General features: G+C 72.0%; 19 protein-coding genes and 2 pseudogenes. 9 read left to right on the top strand and 12 right to left on the bottom strand.

The window, feature by feature from the left end; genetic code table 11:
* Positions 1 to 33: 33 nt before the first annotated feature.
* Positions 34 to 1,302 carry a HAMP domain-containing sensor histidine kinase gene (locus tag QFZ64_RS28095; protein ID WP_307070317.1) on the bottom strand — a complete coding sequence of 423 codons (1,269 nt, stop codon included), beginning with the start codon at positions 1,300 to 1,302 and terminating at the stop codon, positions 34 to 36.
* Positions 1,293 to 1,946, bottom strand: a complete 654-nt coding sequence (locus tag QFZ64_RS28090) for a response regulator transcription factor (protein ID WP_307070316.1) — start codon at positions 1,944 to 1,946, stop codon at positions 1,293 to 1,295. Before QFZ64_RS28090 ends, QFZ64_RS28095 begins: the two co-directional genes overlap by 10 nt.
* A 487-nt stretch (positions 1,947 to 2,433) precedes the next feature.
* Here QFZ64_RS28090 and efeU point away from each other — a divergent pair.
* Together efeU and efeB are read left to right on the top strand one after the other, a co-directional pair.
* Positions 2,434 to 4,464 (top strand): annotated as a pseudogene (gene efeU, locus QFZ64_RS28085) (iron uptake transporter permease EfeU).
* Positions 4,465 to 4,520: 56 nt separating this feature from the next.
* Positions 4,521 to 5,804: an iron uptake transporter deferrochelatase/peroxidase subunit gene (gene efeB, locus QFZ64_RS28080; protein WP_307071897.1), complete on the top strand. Its 1,284-nt coding sequence runs from the start codon at positions 4,521 to 4,523 to the stop codon at positions 5,802 to 5,804.
* Positions 5,805 to 5,930: 126 nt separating this feature from the next.
* On the opposite strand, the gene QFZ64_RS28075 is transcribed toward efeB, so the two are convergent.
* Entirely contained in the window at positions 5,931 to 6,413 is a 483-nt protein-coding gene (locus QFZ64_RS28075) for an MFS transporter (RefSeq protein WP_307070315.1), read from the bottom strand.
* A gap of 20 nt (positions 6,414 to 6,433) precedes the next feature.
* Complete coding sequence (locus QFZ64_RS28070) at positions 6,434 to 7,090, bottom strand: MFS transporter (protein WP_307070314.1); 657 nt, start codon at positions 7,088 to 7,090, stop codon at positions 6,434 to 6,436.
* On the opposite strand from QFZ64_RS28070, the gene QFZ64_RS28065 reads away from it, so the two are divergent.
* A complete protein-coding gene (locus QFZ64_RS28065) occupies positions 7,082 to 8,035 on the top strand; it encodes an IS481 family transposase (protein WP_307070313.1) in 954 nt (317 codons plus the stop codon). The two genes, QFZ64_RS28070 and QFZ64_RS28065, sit on opposite strands and share 9 nt — an antisense overlap.
* Here the strand turns inward: QFZ64_RS28065 and QFZ64_RS28060 are convergent.
* Both QFZ64_RS28060 and QFZ64_RS28055 read right to left on the bottom strand, forming a co-directional pair.
* Positions 8,018 to 8,254, bottom strand: coding sequence for a hypothetical protein (locus QFZ64_RS28060; protein WP_307070312.1), 237 nt, complete (start codon positions 8,252 to 8,254; stop codon positions 8,018 to 8,020). The genes QFZ64_RS28065 and QFZ64_RS28060 overlap by 18 nt on opposite strands.
* Positions 8,251 to 8,674: pseudogene (locus QFZ64_RS28055) on the bottom strand (hypothetical protein); the annotation flags it as partial. The pseudogene QFZ64_RS28055 and the gene QFZ64_RS28060, both read right to left, overlap by 4 nt.
* Positions 8,675 to 8,963: 289 nt before the next feature.
* Between QFZ64_RS28055 and QFZ64_RS28050 the strand changes: the two are divergent.
* The gene (locus QFZ64_RS28050) at positions 8,964 to 10,001 is read left to right on the top strand and encodes a sodium-dependent transporter (protein WP_307070311.1); all 1,038 of its coding nucleotides are present in this window, start codon (positions 8,964 to 8,966) and stop codon (positions 9,999 to 10,001) included.
* On the opposite strand, the gene QFZ64_RS28045 is transcribed toward QFZ64_RS28050, so the two are convergent.
* A complete protein-coding gene (locus tag QFZ64_RS28045) occupies positions 9,923 to 11,329 on the bottom strand; it encodes a HAMP domain-containing sensor histidine kinase (RefSeq protein WP_307070310.1) in 1,407 nt (468 codons plus the stop codon). The genes QFZ64_RS28050 and QFZ64_RS28045 overlap by 79 nt on opposite strands.
* A gap of 158 nt (positions 11,330 to 11,487) precedes the next feature.
* Between QFZ64_RS28045 and QFZ64_RS28040 the strand changes: the two genes are divergently transcribed.
* The 5 genes from QFZ64_RS28040 to QFZ64_RS28020 are packed head-to-tail and all read left to right on the top strand — an operon-like array spanning position 11,488 to position 16,941.
* Entirely contained in the window at positions 11,488 to 12,108 is a 621-nt protein-coding gene (locus QFZ64_RS28040) for a hypothetical protein (protein WP_307070309.1), read from the top strand.
* A 5-nt stretch (positions 12,109 to 12,113) separates the two neighbouring features.
* Positions 12,114 to 12,845 (top strand): ABC transporter ATP-binding protein, encoded by a 732-nt coding sequence (locus QFZ64_RS28035; protein WP_307070308.1) that lies wholly within the window; start codon positions 12,114 to 12,116, stop codon positions 12,843 to 12,845.
* A complete protein-coding gene (locus QFZ64_RS28030; RefSeq protein WP_307070307.1) occupies positions 12,832 to 13,521 on the top strand; it encodes an ABC transporter ATP-binding protein in 690 nt (229 codons plus the stop codon). Before QFZ64_RS28035 ends, QFZ64_RS28030 begins: the two co-directional genes overlap by 14 nt.
* Positions 13,518 to 16,160, top strand: coding sequence for an FtsX-like permease family protein (locus tag QFZ64_RS28025; protein ID WP_307070306.1), 2,643 nt, complete (start codon positions 13,518 to 13,520; stop codon positions 16,158 to 16,160). The genes QFZ64_RS28030 and QFZ64_RS28025 overlap by 4 nt, the downstream gene beginning before the upstream one ends.
* 52 nt (positions 16,161 to 16,212) lie before the next feature.
* On the top strand, positions 16,213 to 16,941 hold the full coding sequence (locus QFZ64_RS28020; protein ID WP_307070305.1) for a response regulator transcription factor: 729 nt from the start codon (positions 16,213 to 16,215) through the stop codon (positions 16,939 to 16,941).
* 63 nt (positions 16,942 to 17,004) lie between these two features.
* On the opposite strand, the gene QFZ64_RS28015 is transcribed toward QFZ64_RS28020, so the two are convergent.
* The 5 genes from QFZ64_RS28015 to QFZ64_RS27995 form a co-directional block, all read right to left on the bottom strand.
* The gene (locus QFZ64_RS28015; protein WP_307070304.1) at positions 17,005 to 17,673 is read right to left on the bottom strand and encodes a response regulator transcription factor; all 669 of its coding nucleotides are present in this window, start codon (positions 17,671 to 17,673) and stop codon (positions 17,005 to 17,007) included.
* Positions 17,670 to 18,953 carry a sensor histidine kinase gene (locus QFZ64_RS28010; protein WP_307070303.1) on the bottom strand — a complete coding sequence of 428 codons (1,284 nt, stop codon included), beginning with the start codon at positions 18,951 to 18,953 and terminating at the stop codon, positions 17,670 to 17,672. Before QFZ64_RS28010 ends, QFZ64_RS28015 begins: the two co-directional genes overlap by 4 nt.
* A 27-nt stretch (positions 18,954 to 18,980) precedes the next feature.
* Positions 18,981 to 19,820 carry an ABC transporter permease gene (locus tag QFZ64_RS28005; protein WP_307070302.1) on the bottom strand — a complete coding sequence of 280 codons (840 nt, stop codon included), beginning with the start codon at positions 19,818 to 19,820 and terminating at the stop codon, positions 18,981 to 18,983.
* Positions 19,817 to 20,755 (bottom strand): ATP-binding cassette domain-containing protein, encoded by a 939-nt coding sequence (locus tag QFZ64_RS28000; RefSeq protein WP_307070301.1) that lies wholly within the window; start codon positions 20,753 to 20,755, stop codon positions 19,817 to 19,819. Before QFZ64_RS28000 ends, QFZ64_RS28005 begins: the two co-directional genes overlap by 4 nt.
* 472 nt (positions 20,756 to 21,227) lie before the next feature.
* On the bottom strand, positions 21,228 to 21,368 hold the full coding sequence (locus tag QFZ64_RS27995) for a hypothetical protein (RefSeq protein ID WP_307071896.1): 141 nt from the start codon (positions 21,366 to 21,368) through the stop codon (positions 21,228 to 21,230).
* Between the last annotated feature and the right edge of the window lie 27 nt (positions 21,369 to 21,395).

Genomic DNA, 21,395 nt, shown 5'->3' with positions numbered 1-21,395 from the left:
GAGGTTTACGCGGGGAATCTGCACATAACCTGACTACGCGGCTGCACGGGCGGCCGGGAGTGTCATCTCGACGTGACCGCGGCCGTCCGCGATCGCGCGGACCTCCACACCGGCCGAGGCTGCGATGCGCCGGACCACCGGCAGCCCCAGCCCGTACCCGTCGCCACCGGTCACCCCCACTTCGAAGACCCGGTCGACGTCCGCGGGATCGAATCCGGGGCCGTCGTCCAGGACATCGACCACGATGGCCTCGCCCTGGTTGCGCGCTGTGATCCACACCCGGGACTTCGCATGCCTCAGGCCGTTGTCCAGCAGGGGTGCCAGCAGCGACACGGCGACGTCGGCCGCCACGGCGACCTCGAGCCTCGAGGGGAAGGCGACCTCGACCGCACGGCCGGCGATCGCCTGCCGTGCGGCGGAGCGCAGGTCGCACCAGGTCCCCTCGTCCGTCCGTGCGCGCGCGGCGCGCAGAAGCGTCGTGATCGCCGTATCGAGGCGGTCGACCTCGCTCAGCACCGCCTCCGTCGGTACCGGCTCGCCGGACAGCTGCGCCAGCTGCGCCTCGGCCCGCAGGACCGTGAGCGGTGTCCGCAGCTCGTGGGCGATCTCATCGGTGAGCCGGCGCTCGTCCGCCAGCGCGTTGTCGACGCGCTCCAGGAGATGGTCCAGGGTCCGCCCCAGTTCCCCGAACTCGTCGCGGGGGATGCCGAGGTTGAAGCGGCGCCCGGGTTCGTGCTGGCCCCAGTCGTCGGCGAGGGCGGCCATCTCGTGCACGACCCGCAGCGCGCGGCGCACCACGAGGTGTGCGACCCCGCCGGCGAGGAGGATCGTGAGGCCGCCCAGTATCAGGGACAAGGTCAGGCTGCGCTGCTCGGATGTCTCGTAGGGCGTGAGGTCCACCCGGGCGATCACCATGACGTGGTGGCCGTCCATCGGGACCTTCCGCGCGTACAGGAGGTAATCGCTGACCGACGCCGTCTGCGAGCGCCCCGAGTCCGCGAGCTCCTCGACGCGACCGACCAGGCTCGGCGGGACGTTTCCGTCGATCAGACGGCCGTCGGCATACATCCAGGCGACCTCGTCCAGCGCCTCACTGCCGTTCTCCGTCAGTACGATACGGCCGCCTTTGGCGGTGACGTTCGCCGCCACCGCCTCGGCTCGCGTACGTGCCAGGTCGTGGGCGTCGGCGTCCGTCACCCGGCTCAGCAGCACGTGCGAGACCACGACCAGGATCGCGACCACGGCGGTGGCGATCAGCACGGTGAGTGCGACGACCCGCTTACGGAATCCCGTCACTGCCATCGGTAGCCCACGCCGCGGACGGTCGCCAGACGCTCGGCCACACCCAGCGAACCAAGCTTGGCCCGCAGCCGGCGCACATAGGAGTCGAGGGTGTTGTCGCTGACCTGCGCCCCGTGCGGCCAGCCGGCAGCGACGAGGGCGTGGCGGCGTACCGCGTCGCCCTGCGAGGCGATCAGACGGCCCAGCAGCCGGAACTCCGTCGGGGTCAGGCTCATGCTCACCGAATCGTAGGTAACCACGTGCTTCGCTGGATCGAGGACGACCTCGCGCGGTGCGGGCACCACGGTGGCCCGGCGCAGCAGCGCCCGGACGCGGACCAGCAGTTCCGGAATGTCGAAGGGCTTGGTCATGTAATCGTCGGCGCCGGCCTCGAAGCCGCCCACCTTGTGATGCAGGCCGTCCAGGGCGGTGAGCATCAACACCGGCGCGTCGACGCCGCGAGCCCGCAGGGCCAGACAGACGTCTCGGCCGTCGGCATCTGGGAGCCCGAGATCCAGGACGACCAGGTGGGGCGCCGGTTCGAGCTGCCGCAGCAGGCTGTCGGCCGTGGCGGCGACGGAGACGGTGTGCCCGTCGTGCTCCAGGGCGCGCTTGAGGACGCCGCGGACCGCCGCGTCGTCTTCACACACCATGATGAAAGCCACCAGCTGACCCTAGATACTCCCGTCCCAGTTCTCCATCTTCCCTGGTCAGCCGCTGAGGGCGGGGAGCAGGCCACTGTTGACGGCCCCACGTGCGAGCTGACCCGCATAGAGCCATACGGTCACAGGTATCGACGCCTGTCGCACCCCGAGGACATGCTGCGGCAGCTTGCGCGCACGGCCGCAAGCAGGTCCAGGGAACTCCGATCGCCGACGTGAAGGACGGGGCGCCGGTTTCATGGCCCTGCGAAGAACCCGAGCTCATGGACGAACTTCGTACGGAAGTCGGCAATGTCCCGGTCGGTGGCACCGGGCCGGGCGAAGGCGACGTCGTCCCGCAGACCGCGCTGGAAGAGCTCCGGGTTTTACCCCTGCATTACTGCTCCATGACCATCCGACTACAGGTCTGTAGTCATGATGGTCCAGTCTTAGTTAGGGTTGCCTACGCTAATGGGCGCTGCTCGTACGGAGGCCGCCCGGGGAGGGTCGCATGTGGGATGACGTGGTTCCGAGTTTCCTGATCGGGTTGCGGGAAGGGCTCGAAGCGGGACTCATCGTCTCCATCCTCGTCGCGACCCTTGTGCGGGCCGATGCCCGCTCCCGGCTGCCGCAGGTGTGGACAGGCGTACTCGCGGCGATCGCGCTTGCCATGAGTTTCGGCGCGGTCCTCACCTTTACGGCAGCCTCCCTTTCAGCGACCGCGCAGGAAGCCTTCGGCGGCACCCTCAGCGTGATCGCGGTCGCGTTCGTCACCGCCATGGTGTTCTGGATGCGCCGCTCGGCCCGCAGCCTGTCCGGTGAGATCAAGGAGAAGGTCACCGGAGCCCTGGCCATGGGCTCGGGCGTGCTGATCCTCACTTCCTTCCTCGCCGTGGGCCGGGAGGGTCTGGAGACCGCCCTGTTCCTGTGGACCACGGCCCAGGCGGCCGGCGAGTCCTCCGGCCCTCTGACCGGCGCCGCCATCGGGCTGCTCCTGTCGGCCGCTCTGTGCTGGGGCCTGTACCGGCGGGTCCTGAAGATCAACCTGACGAAGTTCTTCACCGCCACCGGCGCGGTCCTGATCGTGATCGCGGCCGGCGTTCTCGGTTATGGGCTGCGCGACCTGCAAGAGGGCGGAGTGCTGCCCGGCAAGGCGGCGTACGCCGTCGACCTGAGCGGCAGTATCGACGCCGGCTCCTGGTACAGCACGCTGGTGCAGGGCGTGTTCAACCTGACGCCCGCCATGACCTGGCTGCAGGTCTTCGGTTACGCCGGCTATCTCGCCGTGGTCATGACGCTGTTCGTGCGCGGCCTGCGCGCCACGGCGCCGAAGCCGGCCTCCGGCAAGGCGGCACCGGCCCCGGACGCCCCGACGCCCGCGCGGCGCCGCCCTGCCTGGGTGGTTCCTGTCGCCGTCGTCACCGTCCCCGCGCTCCTCGCGGGCCTCGCCGTCACTTTCGGCCGCCCCAAGCCCGGCGCCGCCCAGACCGTCGCCGTCTCGGAGAAGGACTGCGGCGAGGGTTTCACCGCGCCCAGACCCGGCCGGCAGACCTTCCAGATGCACAACACCGGCGACAAGACTGCCGAGGTGTACCTCATCGACCCGGCCACGAACGCTGTCTACGGCGAGATCGAGGGCCTGGCCCCCGGCACCACCCGCGCCCTGGTCGCCACTGTCGCCGACGGCGCATACGCCTGGCGGTGCGTACCCAGCGGCGGCACCGCGGTCACCTCCGAGGCCGTCCGCGTCACCGGTGGCGGGGTTGCGAAAGCGGTCGTCCCGGTCTCGGAACACGACCTCTCCGGCCCGCTCGCGCAGTACCGGACGTACGTCGACAAGGGCCTGGCCACACTCGTGACCTAGACCCTCACCCTGGCCGACGACATCAGGCACAACCACCTCGGCCAGGCCCGCACCGACTGGCTCACCGCCCATCGCACCTATGCCTCCCTCGGCGCCGCCTACGGCACCTTCGAGGACTTCGACCAGAAGATCGACGGAAGGGCCGACGGACTGCCGGACGGCGTGCACGACAAGGATTTCACCGGCCTCCACCGCATCGAGTACGGCCTGTGGCACGGCGAGCCCGCCACCTCGCTCACCGCGCCGGCCCAGCGACTGGCCGCCGACGCCGCCGGCCTACGGAAAGCCTTCCCGCACCAAAACTTCGACCCGTCCGACCTGCCGCTGCGCGCCCACGAGGTCCTCGAGAACACACTGCAGTTCGAGCTGACCGGCGACACGGACGAGGGCAGCGGCACCAACCTCGCCACCGCCGACGCCAACCTCGCCGGCACCCGCGAACTGCTCACCGTCCTCAGGCCGCTGCTCACCAGCCGCTCTCCGCACCTGCTGCCGACCGTCGACGCGGACGTCACACGGCTGCAGAAGCTCCTGGACTCCGCCCACCATGGCAGCCACTGGACCCCCGTCGGACAGCTCGGCGCCACCGCCCGCGCCCGCATAAACGGGGCCACCGGCCAGCTGCTGGAGGACCTCTCCCCCGTCCCGGACCTGCTGGAGATCCGGAAGTCCGCCTGATGACCACCGCACACCACCGCATCGACGACCCAGCACGCACCGAAGGGAACGCCCCCATGCCGTCCGCCGAAACCCCCGCCCCGCAGGGTGGCTGCCCGGCCGGCGCCGACCGCCGCTCCTTCGTGAAGACGGCCCTCGGCGCCGGAGCAGCCGGCGCGGTTCTGGCCGGCGGCGGGCTCGCGCTCGCCGAAAGCGGCGGCGGCACCGCACAGGCGGCCGCGCAGACGCAGAACGCCGCCGAAGTGCCCTTCCACGGCCTCCACCAGGCCGGCATCATCACCCCGGCGCCGGCCGCTGCCACCTTCGTCTCCTTCACCGTCATCGCCGAAGACCGCGCGCAGTTGGTGGAGTTGCTGAAGACGCTCACCAGCCGGGCCCGCTTCCTGACCGCCGGCGGCATCCCCGCCGATCTCGGCGTCGGCGCCCCGCCCTCCGACAACGGCATCCTCGGCCCGACCGTCCCCGCCGACGGTCTCACCATCACCGTCGGCGTCGGCGCGTCCCTCTTCGACGACCGCTACGGTCTCGCCACGGCCAAGCCCCGCCGCCTGACTCCCATGCGGACCTTCCCCAACGACAACCTCAAGCCCGCCGAGTGCCACGGCGACCTGTCCCTGCAGATCTGCGCCAACCGTCAGGACACCGTCCTGCACGCGTTGCGCGACATCGCCCGGCACACCCGTGGGGCCATGCAGATCAAGTGGCGCATCGACGGCTTCCAGAACACGCCCCGCCCCATTGGCGCCCAGCGCAACCTGCTCGGCTTCAAGGACGGCATCGCCAACCCAGACGTCGCCTCGTCCCGAGAAAGCAACCGCCTCATATGGGCCGGGGGCGGCGCCGGCGAGCCCGCATGGGCCAGTGGCGGCAGCTACCAGGTCATACGGATCATCCGCATGCTCGTCGAGTTCTGGGACCGGGTCTCCCTCACCGAGCAGGAGAAGATGTTCGGCCGCCGCAAGGACACCGGCGCCCCGCTCGACGGCGTCAAGGAGACCGATGTCCCCAACTACGCCAAGGATCCGCACGGCAACGCGATCCCCCTCGACGCCCACATCCGTCTCGCCAACCCACGCACCGTCGCCACGGACGATTCCCGCATCCTGCGCCGCGGCTACAACTACGACCGCGGAATCGACGATGTCGGCAACCTCGACATGGGCCTGGTCTTCTGCTGCTACCAGCAGGACGTCAAGCGCCAGTTCGAGGCCACCCAGACCCGGCTGATCGACGAACCCCTCGTCGACTACATCTCACCCACCGGCGGCGGCTACTTCTTCGCCCTGCCCGGAGTCCGCGACACCAAGGACTGGCTCGGCCGCGGGATGCTCACGAGCTGACACAGATTCCTCAAGCCCGCCCCCGTGCCGTGCCGCCCCGGCTTTCGAAGGAGTCCATCGCCTCATGCCCGGCCGCGCAGCGGCGTGGTGACCAAAACGCCCGATGCCTGCTCGCACGTTCACCACTCAGTGAGCGGGCGTGGACCGCACGGCCCGGGTGAACCACAGCAGAACCAGCGCGGCGACCTGGATGCCGGCGACGACCACGATCAGAAGGGGAACGGAGATGTCGTACAGCACCCCGACCAGGGCGCCACCTGCCAGCGCAGCCGCTCCCATGATCCCGGCGAAGACGCCGTACGCGGTGGCCCGGCGGCCCACGGGTACGAGGTCGGCGACGGTGGCACGCAGCGTGGACTCCTGGACCCCGACGGCGGCGCCCCACACCAGTGCACCCGCCACGGCGGCCCCCACCGTGTCGGTGAAGGCGAGGGCCGGAACAGCGGCGGACAGCAGCGGCAGGACGACCAGGACCTGGGCTCCGAGCCGGTCGTACAGCCAGCCCGTGGCCAGCGCCGCCACCGCGTCAGCAGCCATGGCCGCCGCGTACAGCACCGGCACCATCGCGGTCGGCATCAAGTGGCGGACGACCAGGTGATAAGAGAGCACACCGAAGGTGGCGAAACCGGTCAGGGTCGCTGCGGTGAATACCGCGTAGGCCCAGAAGGCCCGCGGCAGCCTCCTCTCGCGGGATCCGGCGGGAGGCGACTGCTCGGGCGCCGCCGTGCCGACGGTGGTCTCGTAGCCCACCGGATCGGGACCCTGGCACGCAGCCAGAGCAGCAGTGCGACGGCGGCCACGCCGGGCAGCGCGAGCACCCCGAGCGCCGGGGCGTAGTCGCCGCCGGTCAAGGCGAGGACCCCGGCCACCGTGAGCGGGCCGATGAGCGCGCCGACCTGGTCCATCGCCTCGTGCACCGCGAAGCCGCGGCCCCGACCGGTGGCGGCGGTGGCGTGCGAGAGCAGCGTGTCCTTGGCCGGGGAGCGCACGGCCTTGCCGACGCGTTCCGCGATCACCAGGGTGCAGGCCACCCACAGCACGCCGGTCAGGCCGAGAACCGGGACTGTGGCCGCGGTCAGCACGTATCCGGCGATCGTCCATGCCCAGAAGCGGCGGCTGCGGTCGGCCAGCGGTCCCGAGGCCAGACGCAGCCCTAGCTGTTCTGTCCCGGGAGGTTGTGGACGGGTGAGGCAGGTCTCGGCTGGGGGATCTTGAACAGGTGAGGGCCTTTCGAGTTCGGTGTGGATTGCGACGTCTACACCAACAGAAAGGCCCTCGTGCCCCACCGTAATGCACCCCTGACCGAGACCGGCCGCCTGCGCCTGGCTCGCTGTGTCGTCGAGGACGGCTGGACTCTTCGCCGGGCCGCCGAACGCTTCCAGGTCTCACCGACCACGGCCCAGCGCTGGGCCGACCGCTACCGCACCCAGGGCGAGGCCGGGATGAGCGATCTGTCCTCCCGGCCGCACACCAGCCCTCGCCGCATCCCGACCCGCACCGAACGGCGGATCATCAAGGTCCGCATCCTGCGCCGCTGGGGACCGGCCCGCATCGCACACCTGCTGCGGCTCGTGCCCTCCACCGTGCACCGGGTGCTGACCCGCTACCGCCTGGCCCGGCTCACGCACCTGGACCGGGCAACGGGCCGCGTCATACGCCGCTACGAACGCGACCGCCCCGGCGAACTGGTCCATGTCGACATCAAGAAGCTCGGCAACATCCCCGACGGCGGCGGACACAGGGCCTTGGGCCGGCAGGCGGGACGCAAGAACCGCAAGAATGCCGGCTACAGCTACCTGCCCACCGCCGTCGACGACCACTCCCGCCTGGCCTACAGCGAGATCCACTCGGACGAGAAGAAGGAGACCGCCACCGGCTTCTGGCAGCGGGCTCACACTTTCTTCGCCCAGGCCGGGATCACCGTGGAGCGGGTGCTGACCGACAACGGCTCCTGCTACCGCTCACGCGACTGGCGGGACCTGATGGCGGCAACAGGGATCGCCCACAAGCGCACCCGGCCCTACCGGCCGCAGACCAACGGCAAGGTCGAACGCTTCAACCGCACCCTGCTCGATGAATGGGCCTACGCCCGCCCCTACCGAAGCGAACAGGAACGACGCGGCGCCTTCCCCGGCTGGCTGCACACCTACAATCACCACCGCGGACACACCGCGCTGAAAGGCCAACCACCCGCCAGCCGCGTCCCCAACCTCTCAGGGCAATACACCTAGCGCGGCGGCCTCACCCGCCCCCGTGACCACGCCGACCACGGCCGCGGAGGCGCCCAGGTGAGCGAGCAGCGGGCCGGTGACGGAACGAGCGCCCTCGTAGACGAAGTCCATCAGCAGACTGACGCCCCCGAACACCGCCACGAACCGCCACGCTGAGAGCTCCCGGGCAGGTGGGTTCGACGGCTCGGGCGTGGCGGACGTGGTGCGGGCAGGCTTCATGGACTTCTCTCGAGGCTGTCACGTGCCCGGCAGGCCGGACATGGCTTCTTGGATGTCGGACCACCTCCTGGGAGCACTCTCCTCTTCACTGGAGACTCCGGCAGACGCATCTTCTCTCGACACGCTGCAGCAGTCAGGTGGGGAAGCGGGCGCGCGACGGGCACGCGCATCAGGGCCACCAGCACCACCAGGACGCCGGTCACCAGCGCTGCCCCGTCGGCGTAGCCAGGCCCGAGCTGTCGGACAGGAAGTCGCCCATCGAGACGCCGAGCGGGCGGGTGAGGATGTAGGCGATCCAGAGGTCCACACCGCGTCCAGGCCCAGTGCGAAGTGCGCGATCGCCAAGGCGGCGATGGCCAGCGCGAACAGGACCGCCGCGAGTCAGTAGCCGAGGTCCATGCGCTCGGAGACCAGATCGCCGCCGGTGCACGCCCGCTCGGTACGCCGTGGTGCGGAACTGGACGACGAGGCGACCGCGAGCGGCGCGCTCATGAACACGAACACTCCGGTCGGGCCCAGGCCGGCCTTCTCGTTGATTCAACGCGGAGGGCGGCAGGAGCGAGCGGAGGCACTCGCGCCGGGTTCGGCCTAGGGAGTCTCGGAGAGTTCGTAGGTCATGGGCAGGACGCTGCCAGCGGTTACCTGAACGCATCCTGACTGCGCGCGGCGATCCCGGCCCCGCCGGGTCCGCCTGATCACGATGGGGTGCATGCACACCCGCGCCGCGTCCTGGCTGCGGCACCGGCTCGGCCGCGCCGTCGTCCTGTCCTATGCCCTCGCCCTGTTCCTGCCCGGACCCGGCCTGTGGCTGCGCCGCCCCCACCCCCTGCCGCCCCCGTCGCACCTGACGCTGCACACCGCACCGCTCCTGCTGTCCCTGGTGCTGTTCTCGGCCGGGCTCCAGGTCCCCGTCCGCGCGCTGGGTGCCCTGCTGCGGCATCCGAAGGCCCTGCTCGCCGGCCTCGTGCTGCACCTGGCGATCCCCCTGGCGGTCGTGCCGTTCGTCGCCTTCCTCCTGCGGCGCACCCCGGACACCGACGGCGGCAGCGGACTGCTCACCGCGATGATCCTCGTCGTGGCGATGCCGGTCGCCGCCGGGGCGACCGTGTGGACCGACAAGGGCGAGGGAGATCAGCCGACGATGGTGGGCCTCGTCCTGGCCTCCACCCTCCTCAGCCCGCTGAGCACGCCCGTGCTGCTGGCGACGCTGTCGCCGCTGCTCAGCGGCGGCTACGCGCACACCCTCGCCGACACCGGCCGGCTGGCCCAGGGCGGATTCGCCCTCACCGCCGTGGTCCTTCCCTGCGCTGCGGGCCTGCTGGGCGCACTCGTCCTGCCCACGCGATGGCTGGGCCGCCTGGTCACGACGGTGACGCCGTCGGCCATGGCCGGATCGCTGGTCCTGACCTACGTCAACGCCAGCGGCGCCCTCGGATCCGTCCTCACCCGGCCGCGCCCGCTGCTGTTCACCGCCGCTCTGGCCGTGGCCGCCCTGGTCTGCCTGCTCTCCTTCGTCCTCGGCCGGGTCGCCGCCCGCCTCCTGCGGCTGGAGGCGGCTACCGCCTCGTCGCTGACGCTCGCCTGCGGCATGAACAACAGCAGCGCGAGCGCGGTACTGATCACCGCGTCCCTGCCCGACAAACCGCACCTGCTGCTGCCGGTCCTCGCCTACGGGCTGCTGCAGAAGACCGCCGCGAACCGCATCGTCACCCGGCGGCGCCCGGCTCCCACCGCAGCAGGCACCTGAACCCTCCTCAGCCGGCGCCCTCGGAGCCGGGCTCCTCGCGGCGTACGGGGATGAGCAGGGTGAAGGCGGTTGGATGGCGGCCGCTCAGGGAGAGTCTGCCGCCCAGGGACACGGCCAGATCGTGGGCGAGGGACAGGCCGATGCCGGAGCCCTCCCCCCGCGCCGGTGCGGCCGCGGTCGAACAGCCGGGACGCCTCGCCGTCCACCGCGCCCTCGTCGGTCACATCGAAGGCGACGGCTTCCCCGAGGTCGCGGGCCGTCAGGCGCACGGTGCCGCGCCCGTGGACGCGCGCGTTCTCCAGCAGGACGCCGAGGATCTCGGTGACGGGGGCACCGAGGACTCGAACGTCGCCCCCCGTCTCAAGGGCCCCTGCCTCCAGGCGTCTGCCGTCGCGGGCGAACAGTCCGTGCCAGCGCTGCTCGGCCTCGCGCAGCAGCTGTGACACGGGCGTGTCCGGGGCGGGCCGACGCGGCAGGCCGTGGAAGCGGGACAGGCGCAGCACCTCCTCCACCGTGCGGTGCAGGCGGCGCGTGGTGGCCAGAGCCGCCTCCAGGGCGGGCCGCAGCCGGGCGTCGTCGTCCTGGGCGATCCCCGCCTCCAGGATGAGCTGCAGCCCGGTGAGCGGGGTGCGTAGCTGGTGAGAGGCGTTGGCGGTGAAGTCGCGCTCGTGGCGCAACAGTTCGGTCAGGCTGTGCAGCATCTCGTTGTGGGTCCGCGCGACCTGGTCGATCTCGGCGACGCTGCTGGGCGCGGCCCGGGCGCTCAGGTCGCCGGCGGTGACGGCCCGGCAGTGCCCGGAGAGGTCCTCCAGCGGCGCGGCCAGCACCCGCGCCTGCCTGCGGGCGACGAGGACCGCCACCGTCAGCGCGAGGGCGCAGACCCCGGCGAGGACCGCCCAGGCGATCAGGACACGGCTGCGTACAGCAGCCCCTGGTGAGGAGGCCCGTACGACGCCGATCACCCGCTCGGCGTGCGAAACGGGCACCACCACGACCAGGTCACCGCTCGACCGGCCGCGCACCACCTCCGCGGCCAGCGCCCGTCGCACGGCCGCGTCGCCGGTGCGGGGGCCGGTGCCAGCCCGCAGGCGCAGTGCGGGATCGTACAGGCCGAGGCGTCCGCCGGCCGGGGGCGCGGACAGTTCCACGGGGTCGCCGGTCACGTAGTCCGGGCTGACGCGCACGGCACCCGACAGAGCCGCCCGTTCCAGCGTGTCGCGCTGGTCGGCGTACAGGGACGACCTGATCGCCAGGGCCAGCGGGACGGCGAGGAGGACGACGGCGACCAGGGCGGCGGTGAGGGCGACTCGCACCACGCGCTGTCTCATGCCCCCATCCTGCGGGCCCCCGACCGGTCCCTGGGCGGTACGCCACGCGCTTTTGCCGTCGTCTAACCGTCGGTGGGCGGGGCGTTAACCGACGGCTCTCTAGCGTCGGTGACATGACCGGGGAGCAGTTCCCGGCAGTTCCTCGGGAGGGCAGTGGCATGTCGTACAAGCGTACTTCCGCCGGCCTCGTGGCAGTGACGGTGGTCGCGGCGGTGATCGCGGGGTGCTCCGGATCGTCGTCCGGGGCGCATTCCGGCTCGGGTTCGACGGCCCCGGTGCGGGCGAATCCGGCCCCCACCGAGTCGAACCCGCCCGGGGACATCCCCGACAACCAGGTGTTCGTGGCCTACCGTCCCACCGGCGGCTTCACCGGGTTCACGGTGAAGGTACCGGAGGGCTGGGCCCGCACCGACAAGGGCGGTACGACCGTCTTCACGGACAAGCTGAACAGCGTCACCATCGCCACGGCCAACGCCTCCATCGCCCCGACCGTCACCTCCGTCAAGAACACGGTCGTACCGCAATTGCGCGGGAAGGTGTCGAAGTTCGCATCGCCGAAGGTGTCGCAGGTGACCCGTAAAGCGGGCCCGGTCGTCCTTCTCACCTACCAGGGCGACTCGGCCAAGGACCCGGTCACCGGCAAGGTGGTGCGGGACGCGTTCGAGCGGTACGCCTTCTACCGGCAGGGCCACGAGGTGGACCTGACGCTGTCCGGCCCGGTCAACGCCGACAACGTCGATCCGTGGCGGATCGTCAGCGACTCGTTCGCGTGGCGGTGAGTGCGATGCCCGCCGAACTGTCCCACGACGAGGTGGTGTTGGCCGCCCGGGAGCTCTATCGCTTCTACCGGGCCGGTGAGGAGGAGACGCTCGCGTTGCGCGGGGTGTCACTGCGGGTGCGGCGCGGGGAGACGGTCGCCGTCGTCGGCCCGTCGGGGGCGGGCAAGTCGACCCTGCTGGCGTGCCTGGCCGGTCTCGACGAGCCGTCGGGCGGCGAGGTCCGGGTGGCGGGCGTGCGCATCAGCCACCGGCCCGAGACCGAACGCGCCCGGCTGCGCGCGCGTCATGTGGGGGTGCTTCTGCAGTCCCGCAACCTGCTGCCGCATCTGACCGTGCGCGACAACATCCGCCTCGCCCAGCATGCGGTGCGCGGCCGTCCCACGGTGCGGGCCGGGGCGCTGCTGGAGCAGGTGGGGCTCGGGCGGCGGGCGGGCGCGCTGCCGCGGCAGCTGTCCGGCGGTGAGCTGGCCCGGGCCGGGCTAGCCGTCGCGCTGGCCAACTCCCCGGCCGTCCTGCTGGCCGACGAGCCGACCGGCGAACTCGACGGCATGACCGAGGAGTTGGTGCTGCGGATGCTTCGGGACCGGGCGGCGGACGGTTGCGCGGTGCTGATCGTGACGCACAGCGCGGAAGCGGTGCGGGGCGCCGACCGAGTGATCACACTGGACGACGGGCGGGCCCACGAGGGACGCGAGGGAACCGCTCAGGCAAAGGAGAGCAGCCATGTCCTCCGCTGACCTGCTCGTCTCCTGCCGGGGCGTCGCGCTCACCTTCGGCCGGGGCCCCACCGCCGTGGTGGCGGTGCACGGCGCCGATCTGGACGTCCGCTCCGGCGACCGGCTGGCGATCGTGGGACCGTCCGGGTCGGGGAAGTCGTCCCTGCTCCATCTGCTGGCCGGGCTCGAACGCCCCACCAGCGGCACGATCACCCGGCCCGGACTCCACGGGCCGCGGGACATCGGCCTGGTCTTCCAGGCCGACAGCCTCATTCCCGCCCTCGACGTCACGGAGAACACCGCGCTGCCGCTCGTCCTCGCGGGACGTCCGCAGGAGGACACCCGCCGTCGGGTCGGCGAGGCGCTCGACGTGGTCGGGGCGGCCGGGCTGGCCGACCGGCTGCCCGACGAGATCTCCGGCGGCCAGGCCCAGCGGGTGGCCGTGGCCCGCGTGCTGGCGCAGGCGCCGCGGCTGATCCTCGCGGACGAGCCCACCGGCCGCCTCGACCACGCCACCGGCGCCCGCGTCCTGGACGCCCTGCTCGCGGCGGCCGACCGGACGGGCGCGGCCCTCGTCGTCACCACCCACGACCCCGCCGTCGCCGCCCGGCTCACCCTTCGGCGGGGCATGCGCGACGGCCGGCTGCTCGCACCCGAAGCAGCGGAAGCGCCGGATCCACGAGGGAGCCTGTCATGATCACCGCCTGGGCGGGCGGACTGGCCCGCCACCGCATCGGACGGCTCCTGGCCGCCGTCGCCGGGATCGCCCTCGCCGTCGCCCTGGTCGCCGCGCTCGGCTCCTTCCTCACCGCGTCCAAGGCGACCATGACCGAGCGCGCGGTTCGCTCGGTCGCCGTGGACTGGCAGGTCGAGGTACAGCCGGGCGCCGACCCGAACGCCGTGCGGTCGCTGGTGCAGGCCGCCGACGGCACCCGGGCCGCACTGCCCGTCGGCTTCGCCCGCACCACCGGCTTCACCGCCACCGTGGGAGGCAGCACCCAGACGACCGGCCCCGGCGTCGCGCTCGGCCTGCCCGCCGACTACCGCAGTCACTTCCCCGACGAACTGCGCACGCTCTCCGGCTCCGGCAACGGCGTTCTGCTCGCCCAGCAGACCGCCTCCAACCTGCACGCCGCCCCCGGCGACACCATCGGCGTGCGGCTGCCCGGCACCGGGCTGCGGCAGGTGCGGGTGGACGGCGTGGTCGACCTGCCCCAGGCCGACTCGCTGTTCCAGAAGGTCGGCGCGCCCACGCAGTCCCAGCCGACCGCTCCCCCGGACAACGTCGTCCTCCTGCCCGCCGCCCGGTTCGCCTCCCTCACCCGGGGAGCCACCGACGTCACCACCCAGATCCACGTGGCCCGCGACGCGAAACTGCCGGCCGACCCGGCCGCCGCCTTCACCTCGGTCACCGGCGCCGCACACCACCTGGAGGCCACGTCGGCCGGCTCCGCGCTCGTCGGCAACAACCTCGGCGCGGCCCTCGACTCCGCCCGCCAGGACGCCCTCTACGCCCAGATCCTCTTCCTCTTCCTCGGCGTCCCCGGCGCCGTCCTGGCCGCCGCCCTGACGGTGGCGGTCGCCTCGGCCGGCGGCGAACGGCGCCGCCGGGAACAGGGCCTGCTGCGGCTGCGCGGGCTACGTCCCCGCCAGATCACCGCGCTCGCGGGCCTGGAGGCCGCACTGGTAGGCGCCGGCGGCGGCCTCGCGGGGCTCGGGCTCGCCGCTCTGACCGGCCGCCTCGCCTTCGGCGCTGCCTCCTTCGGGGCGGGCGCGGGCACCTGGGCCCTCTGGTACGCCGTCGCTTTCGTCCTCGGCGTGGCCGTTGCCGCCGCCGCCGTGCTCGTGCCCGCCCTGCGGGATCTGCGCACGGTGACCGTCGCCGACACCAGGAGAGAGCCGCGCGGGTCGCGTTCGCCCTGGTGGCTGCGGTACGGCCTGGACTTCGCGCTGCTGATCGGCTCCTGGCTGGTCTTCCGCGCCTCCTCCGGCAACCAGTACGCCCTCGTCCTCGCCCCGGAGGGCGTGCCCAGCGTGTCCGTCTCCTACTGGGCGTTCCTCGGGCCAGCCCTGCTGTGGCTGGGCGCGGCCCTCCTGCTGTGGCGACTGACCCTGCTGGTCCTCGCCCACGGCCGGCCGGCCCTGGCCCGCCTCGCCCGACCGCTGACCGCGACCCTCGCCACGACCACGGCAGCCGTGCTGTCCCGCCGCCGACGGCCGCTGGCCCGCTCTGTGGTACTGCTCGCCCTCGCCGTGTCGTTCGCGATCTCCACGGCCGTCTTCAACTCCACCTACCGGCAGCAGTCCGAGGTCGACGCCCGCCTCACCAACGGCGCGGACGTCACCGTCACCGAACCGCCCGGCGCGCAGGTCCGGCCGAGCGCGGCCGACACGCTGAACGTCTCCGGCGTCCGGCACGTCGAGCCCCTCCAGCACCGCTACGCCTACGTCGGCTCCGACCTCCAGGACCTCTACGGCGTCCAGCCCGCCACCGTCACCAACGCGACCTCTCTCCAGGACGCCTACTTCTCGGGCGGCACGGCAGGTCAGCTGATGCGCCGGCTCGCCCAGCGCCCCGACAACCTGCTGGTCAGCGTGGAGACCGTGCACGACTTCCAGCTCTCCCCGGGCGACACCGTCAACCTCCGGATCCAGGACGCCCGTACGAAGGCCCTGCGCACCGTGCCCTTTCACTACGCGGGGATCGTCAAGGAGTTCCCGACCGCGCCGAAGGACAGCTTCTTCGTCGCCAACGCCGCCTATGTGGCGAAGGCGACCGGCAGCGACGCGGTCGGCGCCTTCCTGCTCGACACGGGCGGCAGCCACCAGCAGCAGATCGCCGCACATCTGCGCCGGCAACTGGGCACCGGCGCCACGGTCACCGACCTCACGCAGACCCGCGGCACGGTCGGCACCAGTCTGACCTCGGTCGACCTGGCCGGACTCACCCGGATCGAGCTGACCTTCGCGGTGCTGCTGGCCGCCGGGGCGGGAGGGCTCGTCCTCGCCCTGGGCCTCGCCGAGCGCCGCCGTACCTTCGCCGTGGCCACCGTCCTCGGCGCGAAGAGCGGCCAACTGCGCGGCATGGTCCTCACCGAGGCCCTGCTGCTGGCCGCCGGCGGCCTGGCGGGCGGCGCCCTCATCGGCTGGGCCCTGTCCGAGATGCTCGTGAAGGTCCTGACGGGTGTCTTCGATCCGCCGCCGGCCAGTCTGTCGGTGCCGGGGAGCTACCTGGCCCTGACCGCGGGCGCGGCCGTCGCCGCCGTACTGGCGGCCGCGCTGAACGGCATCCGCAGCGCCGGCCGGCCCGCCGTGGAGGAGCTGCGTGACCTCTGAGCGGACGGGAGCGGGCAGGCCGCGCGCGTCGCCCGCTCCTACGCTGTCCAGCATGCGTACGCACGCGACCGCCGACCCCAGCCGTCACCGCGTCCTCGTCGTCGAGGACGACGAGACCATCGGCCGCCACCTGGAGACCGGCCTGCGCGGCAACGGCTACGCACCGACCTGGAGCCGGACGGGTTCCGCAGCGCTGACCGAAGCCGCGCGGACCCCGTACGACGTGCTGCTGCTCGACCTGGGACTGCCCGACATGGACGGTCTGGACGTCGCCCGCGCCGTGCGCGCCCGGCATCCGGACCTGCTGATCGTCATCCTGACAGCCCGCACGGACGACATCGACGTCATCGCCGGGCTGGACGCGGGGGCCGACGACTACCTCGTCAAGCCGTTCAGCCTGACCGTGCTGCTCGCTCGGCTCCGCGCCCATCTGCGCCGCCGGGTCGTCGCCACGCCGCCGCAGGGACCCGTCCGACTGGCCGACCTCGTCCTCGACGTCATGGCCCGACGCTGCACGCTGCACGACGCGGACGTCGACCTACGTCCCAAGGAGTTCGACCTGCTCGCCGTCCTGGCCCGGCACGCGGGGGAAGCCGTCTCCCGGGAGACCCTGATGGCCGAGGTCTGGGACGAGAACTGGTTCGGCTCCACCAAGACCCTCGATGTCACCATGGCCGGCCTGCGCCGCCGCCTCGCGCAGGCCGCCGACGCCTCGGTCCGTTCCGCTGACCTGCCTCGCATCACCACCCTGCGGGGGCACGGCTACCGCCTGGAACTCTGACGGGCGCCGCGGCGCGGCAGCGGCGAGCAGGCCGCCGGTCTTCCCGGACGTCGCTCATCAGGTTCAGTCCACGCCGGGCCGGGCGAGCCCGTGGTCGTAGGCGAAGATCACGGCCTGGATGCGGTCACGAGCGCCGATCTTGGCCAGGACCCTGCCGACGTGGGTCTTGACGGTGGACTCGGACAGGACGAACCGGGCGGCGATCTCACCGTTGGTCCAGCCCTTGCCGACGGCGACGAGGATCTCCCGTTCGCGGTCGGTGAGGGAGCCGAGCCTCGGGTCCTCGGCGGAGTCGCCCCGGTGGGCGGGGACGTACTGGGCGAACTCGTCCAGGAGGCGGCGGGTGAGGGCCGGCGCGATCACGGCGTCGCCGGAGGCGACGGCGCGGATTCCGGCGAGAAGCTCCTCGGGGCGCGCGTCCTTGAGGAGGAAGCCGCTGGCGCCGGCGCGGATGGCTGCGTGGACGTACTCGTCGAGGTCGAAGGTGGTGAGCACGAGGACGCGGGAGCGGCCGCCGGAGGCGACGATGCGGCGGGTGGCCTCGATGCCGTCCATGCCGGGCATCCGGACGTCCATCAGGACGACGTCGGGACGCAGTTCGGCAGCCTTGCGCACGGACTCGGCGCCGTGGGCGGCCTCGCCGACGACGTCGGTCTCGGGGACGGAGTCCAGGAGCAGGTGGAAGCCGTAACGTTGCAGCGGCTGGTCGTCCACGATGAGGACGGTGGTCATCGGTCACCACCGCTTCCAGGCGGGAGGTCGAGAACGGCCTCGACGCACCATCCTCCGCCGCCCGTCGGTCCCGCGCTGACGGTGCCGCCGTACAAGGCCGCTCTCTCCCGCATGCCCACCAGGCCATGTCCTTCCTCGTTCGGCGGTCCGGGCGGTGTGGCCGGGCCGGTGTCCAGGACCCGGATGCTCAGCCGGGCGCCCGTCACGACGACCGCCAGGTGCACCCGGGCGTCGTCGGCGGCGTGCTTCAGGGTGTTGGTGAGGGCTTCCTGGACGATGCGGTACACCGTCAGCTGCATCCCGCCGTCCAGGGCGTCCACGTCGCCGGATGTCCGGTAGACGACCTCCAGTCCTGCGGCGCGCACGGTGGCGCACAATGCTTCGATGTCCGCAATGCCGGGCTGCGGGCTGAGTTCGGGTCTGTCCGGGGGACCGTCCGCGGTCTCGTGCAGCACGCCGAGCACGCGTCGCAGCTCGCCGAGGGCCTGTCGGCCGGTGTCGCCGATGAGCCGCAGGGCCTCCTTGCCGCGTTCGGGTGCGATGTCCGTGGCGTAGGCGCCGGCGTCGGCGAGGGTGATGATGACGGACAGGTTGTGGCCGACGATGTCGTGCATCTCGCGGGCGACCCGGGTGCGTTCGGTGGCCGTGGCCAGCCTGTTGCGCTGGTCGCGCTCGATCTCCAGCCGGGCGGCCCGATCCCGCAGTCCGGCGAGCTGGGCCCGGCGGATCCGGACCATCATGCCGAGCGCGAGCGCCGCGGTCGCCGTGCTCAGCAGGAAGAACAGCGCGTCCCAGACGGACACGACCGAGGACGCGCGGACCGCGACCAGCACCATGGCGGCCGCCATGACCGCACAGGCCCACGGCAACTGCCGCAGCCGCCCGTGCAGGGCCAGGCTGTACAGCGCGACGAAGAGGGCGATGTCCGCACGCATCGCGGCGCCCAGGGACCACTGCAGGACGAACACCGCGGCGATGACGCCGAACGCCACCTCGGGCTTGCGCCGCCGCCACAGGAGGGGCAGGACCAGTCCGGCCTGCAGGGCCAGCATGCCCGCTACGGGCAGCCGGGTGAAGGCGACCCGGAACCGGGGCGGGCTGTCGCCGTCGTGCACACCGCCGTGGATCAGGTCGGGCAGGCAGAACATCAGGAAGACCAGGACGACGACCGCGGTGTCCAGCACCCACGGATGTGTCCGGTCGGCATGCCGCAGCCGCTGGCCGCCCCGGGACAGTCGGGCGACCAGCGGTCCCATCCCGCTGATGTCATCGGTGGTCACGGACGTCACCTGCCCATGGTGCGGGCGTCAGACGTCACTGCGCACGAGCCGGTACGCCGCGCCGCCCAGCGCCAGCGCCGTCCAGCACAGGAACACCAGCAGTCCGGCGCCCGGCGACAGGGTCGTGGAGTCGTGGGTCAGGGCGAACATCGCCTGGCCCGCGTTGGACGGCAGGTAGGGGCTGATGTCGTTCTGCCAGGAGCTCGGGAGCAGTGAGATCAGTCCGGGGATCAGCATCAGGGTGGCCACCAGGACCGAGATCCCGCCGGCCACCGACCGCAGCAGTGCACCCAGGGCGGCGCCGATCACCCCGACCAGGCCGAGGTAGAGCCCCGCGCCCAGCAAGCTACGCAGGACACCCGCGTGCGAGAGACTCATGGCCGCGGGTGTGCCCGAGACGATTCCGCGCCCGATCAGGAAGGTGACGAACGCCCCCAGCGTCCCCACCACCAGCGCGACCAGGCCGAACACAGCCGCCTTGGACCACAGCACGGGCAGCCTGCGGGGCACCGCCGCCAGCGTCGAGCGGATCATGCCGGTCGAGTACTCGCCCGCCGTGACCAGCACGCCGAGCACGCCCAGGGCGAGCTGGGCGAAGTTCGTACCGAAGAGGGACAGGCTCACGGTCGTCGAGTCGGCGAAGTCCCGGTCCAGGTTGCCGGAGTCGATCCCCGCCTTGTAACGGCTCGCGGCGATCAGGCCGAAGGCCACCAGGAACAACAGGCCCAGGCCCAAGGTGATCCAGGTCGAGCGCAGGGACCACAACTTAGCCCATTCGGAGGCCAGCACGCGCCGCCCGGTCACCCGGTAGGCGGGGCGGGCAGGCGTGGTGCGGGGCTCCTCGGCGGTTGCGGTGAGGGTGCTCATGCGGGCCTCCCGAGGGTCTCGATGCCGGTCGTGGTGCCGTGGTACTCCACGGCATCCCTGGTCAGGTCCATGAATGCTTCCTCCAGCGACACGGTCCGCGCGCTCAGCTCGAACAGGGCGATCCCGTGCTCGGCGGCCTTCAACCCGATCTCTCGGGCCGACAGCCCGGTCACCTGCAGCTCCTCGGAGCCGATGCGGCCGGTGACGTCGACACCCGGTCCGGCCAGGACGTCCCGCAGCCGCGCCGGGTCCTGCGTCGCGACCTTCACCGTGTCGCCGCCCGCCTCGCGGATCAGGTCCGCGACGGTGGTGTCGGCCAGCAGCCGCCCGCGTCCCACGATGATCAGGTGGTCCGCGACCAGAGCCATCTCGCTCATCAGGTGGGAGGACACGAACACCGTCCGGCCCTCGTCGGCGAGCCCTTTCAGGAGGTTGCGGATCCAGAGCACTCCTTCCGGGTCCAGCCCGTTGACCGGCTCATCGAGCATCACCGTCTGCGGATCGCCCAGCAGCGCCGCCGCGATGCCCAGCCGCTGGCCCATCCCGAGGGAGAAGGCGCCGGCCCGCTTCTTCGCCACGCTGTCGAGCCCCGCAAGGCCGATGACCTCGTCGACCCGTCGGCCTGAAATGCCGTGGGTCAGCGCGAGGGCCCTGAGGTGGGTGTACGCCGAGCGGCCGGGGTGGATCGACTTCGCCTCCAGGAGGGCGCCGACCTCCTGCAGCGGCGCCTGGTGGCGGGCGTAGGGGTGGCCGTTCACGGTGACGGAGCCGCTGGTCGGGGCGTCCAGGCCGACGATCATGCGCATCGTCGTGGACTTGCCCGCGCCGTTGGGCCCCAGAAAGCCGGTCACCGTGCCGGGCTTCACGACGAAGTCCAGCCCGTCGACGGCCGTCTTCTCGCCGTATTTCTTGGTCAGCTGCCGTGCGTCGATCATTCGCGTTCTTTCTGTCGGGCTCCGGCGTCCGTCACTTCGACGCCGCACCGGCAACGCTAGGTGCCGAATCACCAGAATCCGGTGGTACCGGGAGGCTGAACCGCGGCTGGCGCGTAGTACCGCGGTACTACGTGGACACCTGTGCTGCCTTCCGTGTTCGTCAGCCCCACGGCCGCAGCAGGCGCCCGGCCGCTACAGAGGGCGCCCCATGCTGCGCTCGGCATCCCAGCGCCCGCGGCGCACTGTGCCCACTATCGACCAGGCTCTCGCCGTCCGACGCGCCGTCGCCCCGTACCCGCGTGTCACGGGGGGCCACGAAGCGCTCGTCATGACGTGCGGCGTGCGGCGCTGGGCCGGGACCAGCAGGCCCTGCGCATCGCGCTGGGGCACCGCCCGCCAGGCGCGGCCAGGACGGCAAGTGGCACCGAGAGGAGCGACGTTGAGTCTCGGATTCCGTTGGCATCAGCCAGCATCACAGGACGGAGCTGCGGACCAGCAGCCCCAGCACCAGCAGGCCGGGGAACAGCGGCAGCCAGGCCGTCAGCAGCCGGTAGCCGAAGACCGCAGACAGGGCCGCGGCTCCCGGCACCCCGGCCGCGGTGAGCGTCAGCACGAGCGCGGCGTCCAGCGAGCCCAGACC

The sequence above is a fragment of the Streptomyces sp. B3I8 genome, assembly GCF_030816915.1.
In the GTDB taxonomy this organism is placed as follows: Bacteria; Actinomycetota; Actinomycetes; order Streptomycetales; family Streptomycetaceae; genus Streptomyces.
The sequence above is the reverse complement of the archived record's forward strand: the minus strand, read 5'-3'. Positions and strand labels throughout refer to the sequence as shown.

What these genes read in the sequence shown, in the direction of transcription:
- QFZ64_RS28000 (WP_307070301.1), bottom strand. Translation starts at nt 20,755, where the DNA reads ATGATCGACGCACGGCAGCTGACCAAGAAATACGGCGAGAAGACGGCC.
- efeB (WP_307071897.1), top strand. Translation starts at nt 4,521, where the DNA reads ATGCCGTCCGCCGAAACCCCCGCCCCGCAGGGTGGCTGCCCGGCCGGC.
- QFZ64_RS28060 (WP_307070312.1), bottom strand. Translation starts at nt 8,254, where the DNA reads ATGAAGCCTGCCCGCACCACGTCCGCCACGCCCGAGCCGTCGAACCCA.
- QFZ64_RS28005 (WP_307070302.1), bottom strand. Translation starts at nt 19,820, where the DNA reads ATGAGCACCCTCACCGCAACCGCCGAGGAGCCCCGCACCACGCCTGCC.
- QFZ64_RS28040 (WP_307070309.1), top strand. Translation starts at nt 11,488, where the DNA reads ATGTCGTACAAGCGTACTTCCGCCGGCCTCGTGGCAGTGACGGTGGTC.
- QFZ64_RS28045 (WP_307070310.1), bottom strand. Translation starts at nt 11,329, where the DNA reads ATGAGACAGCGCGTGGTGCGAGTCGCCCTCACCGCCGCCCTGGTCGCC.
- QFZ64_RS28025 (WP_307070306.1), top strand. Translation starts at nt 13,518, where the DNA reads ATGATCACCGCCTGGGCGGGCGGACTGGCCCGCCACCGCATCGGACGG.
- QFZ64_RS28020 (WP_307070305.1), top strand. Translation starts at nt 16,213, where the DNA reads ATGCGTACGCACGCGACCGCCGACCCCAGCCGTCACCGCGTCCTCGTC.
- QFZ64_RS28035 (WP_307070308.1), top strand. Translation starts at nt 12,114, where the DNA reads ATGCCCGCCGAACTGTCCCACGACGAGGTGGTGTTGGCCGCCCGGGAG.
- QFZ64_RS28050 (WP_307070311.1), top strand. Translation starts at nt 8,964, where the DNA reads ATGCACACCCGCGCCGCGTCCTGGCTGCGGCACCGGCTCGGCCGCGCC.
- QFZ64_RS28095 (WP_307070317.1), bottom strand. Translation starts at nt 1,302, where the DNA reads ATGGCAGTGACGGGATTCCGTAAGCGGGTCGTCGCACTCACCGTGCTG.
- QFZ64_RS28015 (WP_307070304.1), bottom strand. Translation starts at nt 17,673, where the DNA reads ATGACCACCGTCCTCATCGTGGACGACCAGCCGCTGCAACGTTACGGC.
- QFZ64_RS28030 (WP_307070307.1), top strand. Translation starts at nt 12,832, where the DNA reads ATGTCCTCCGCTGACCTGCTCGTCTCCTGCCGGGGCGTCGCGCTCACC.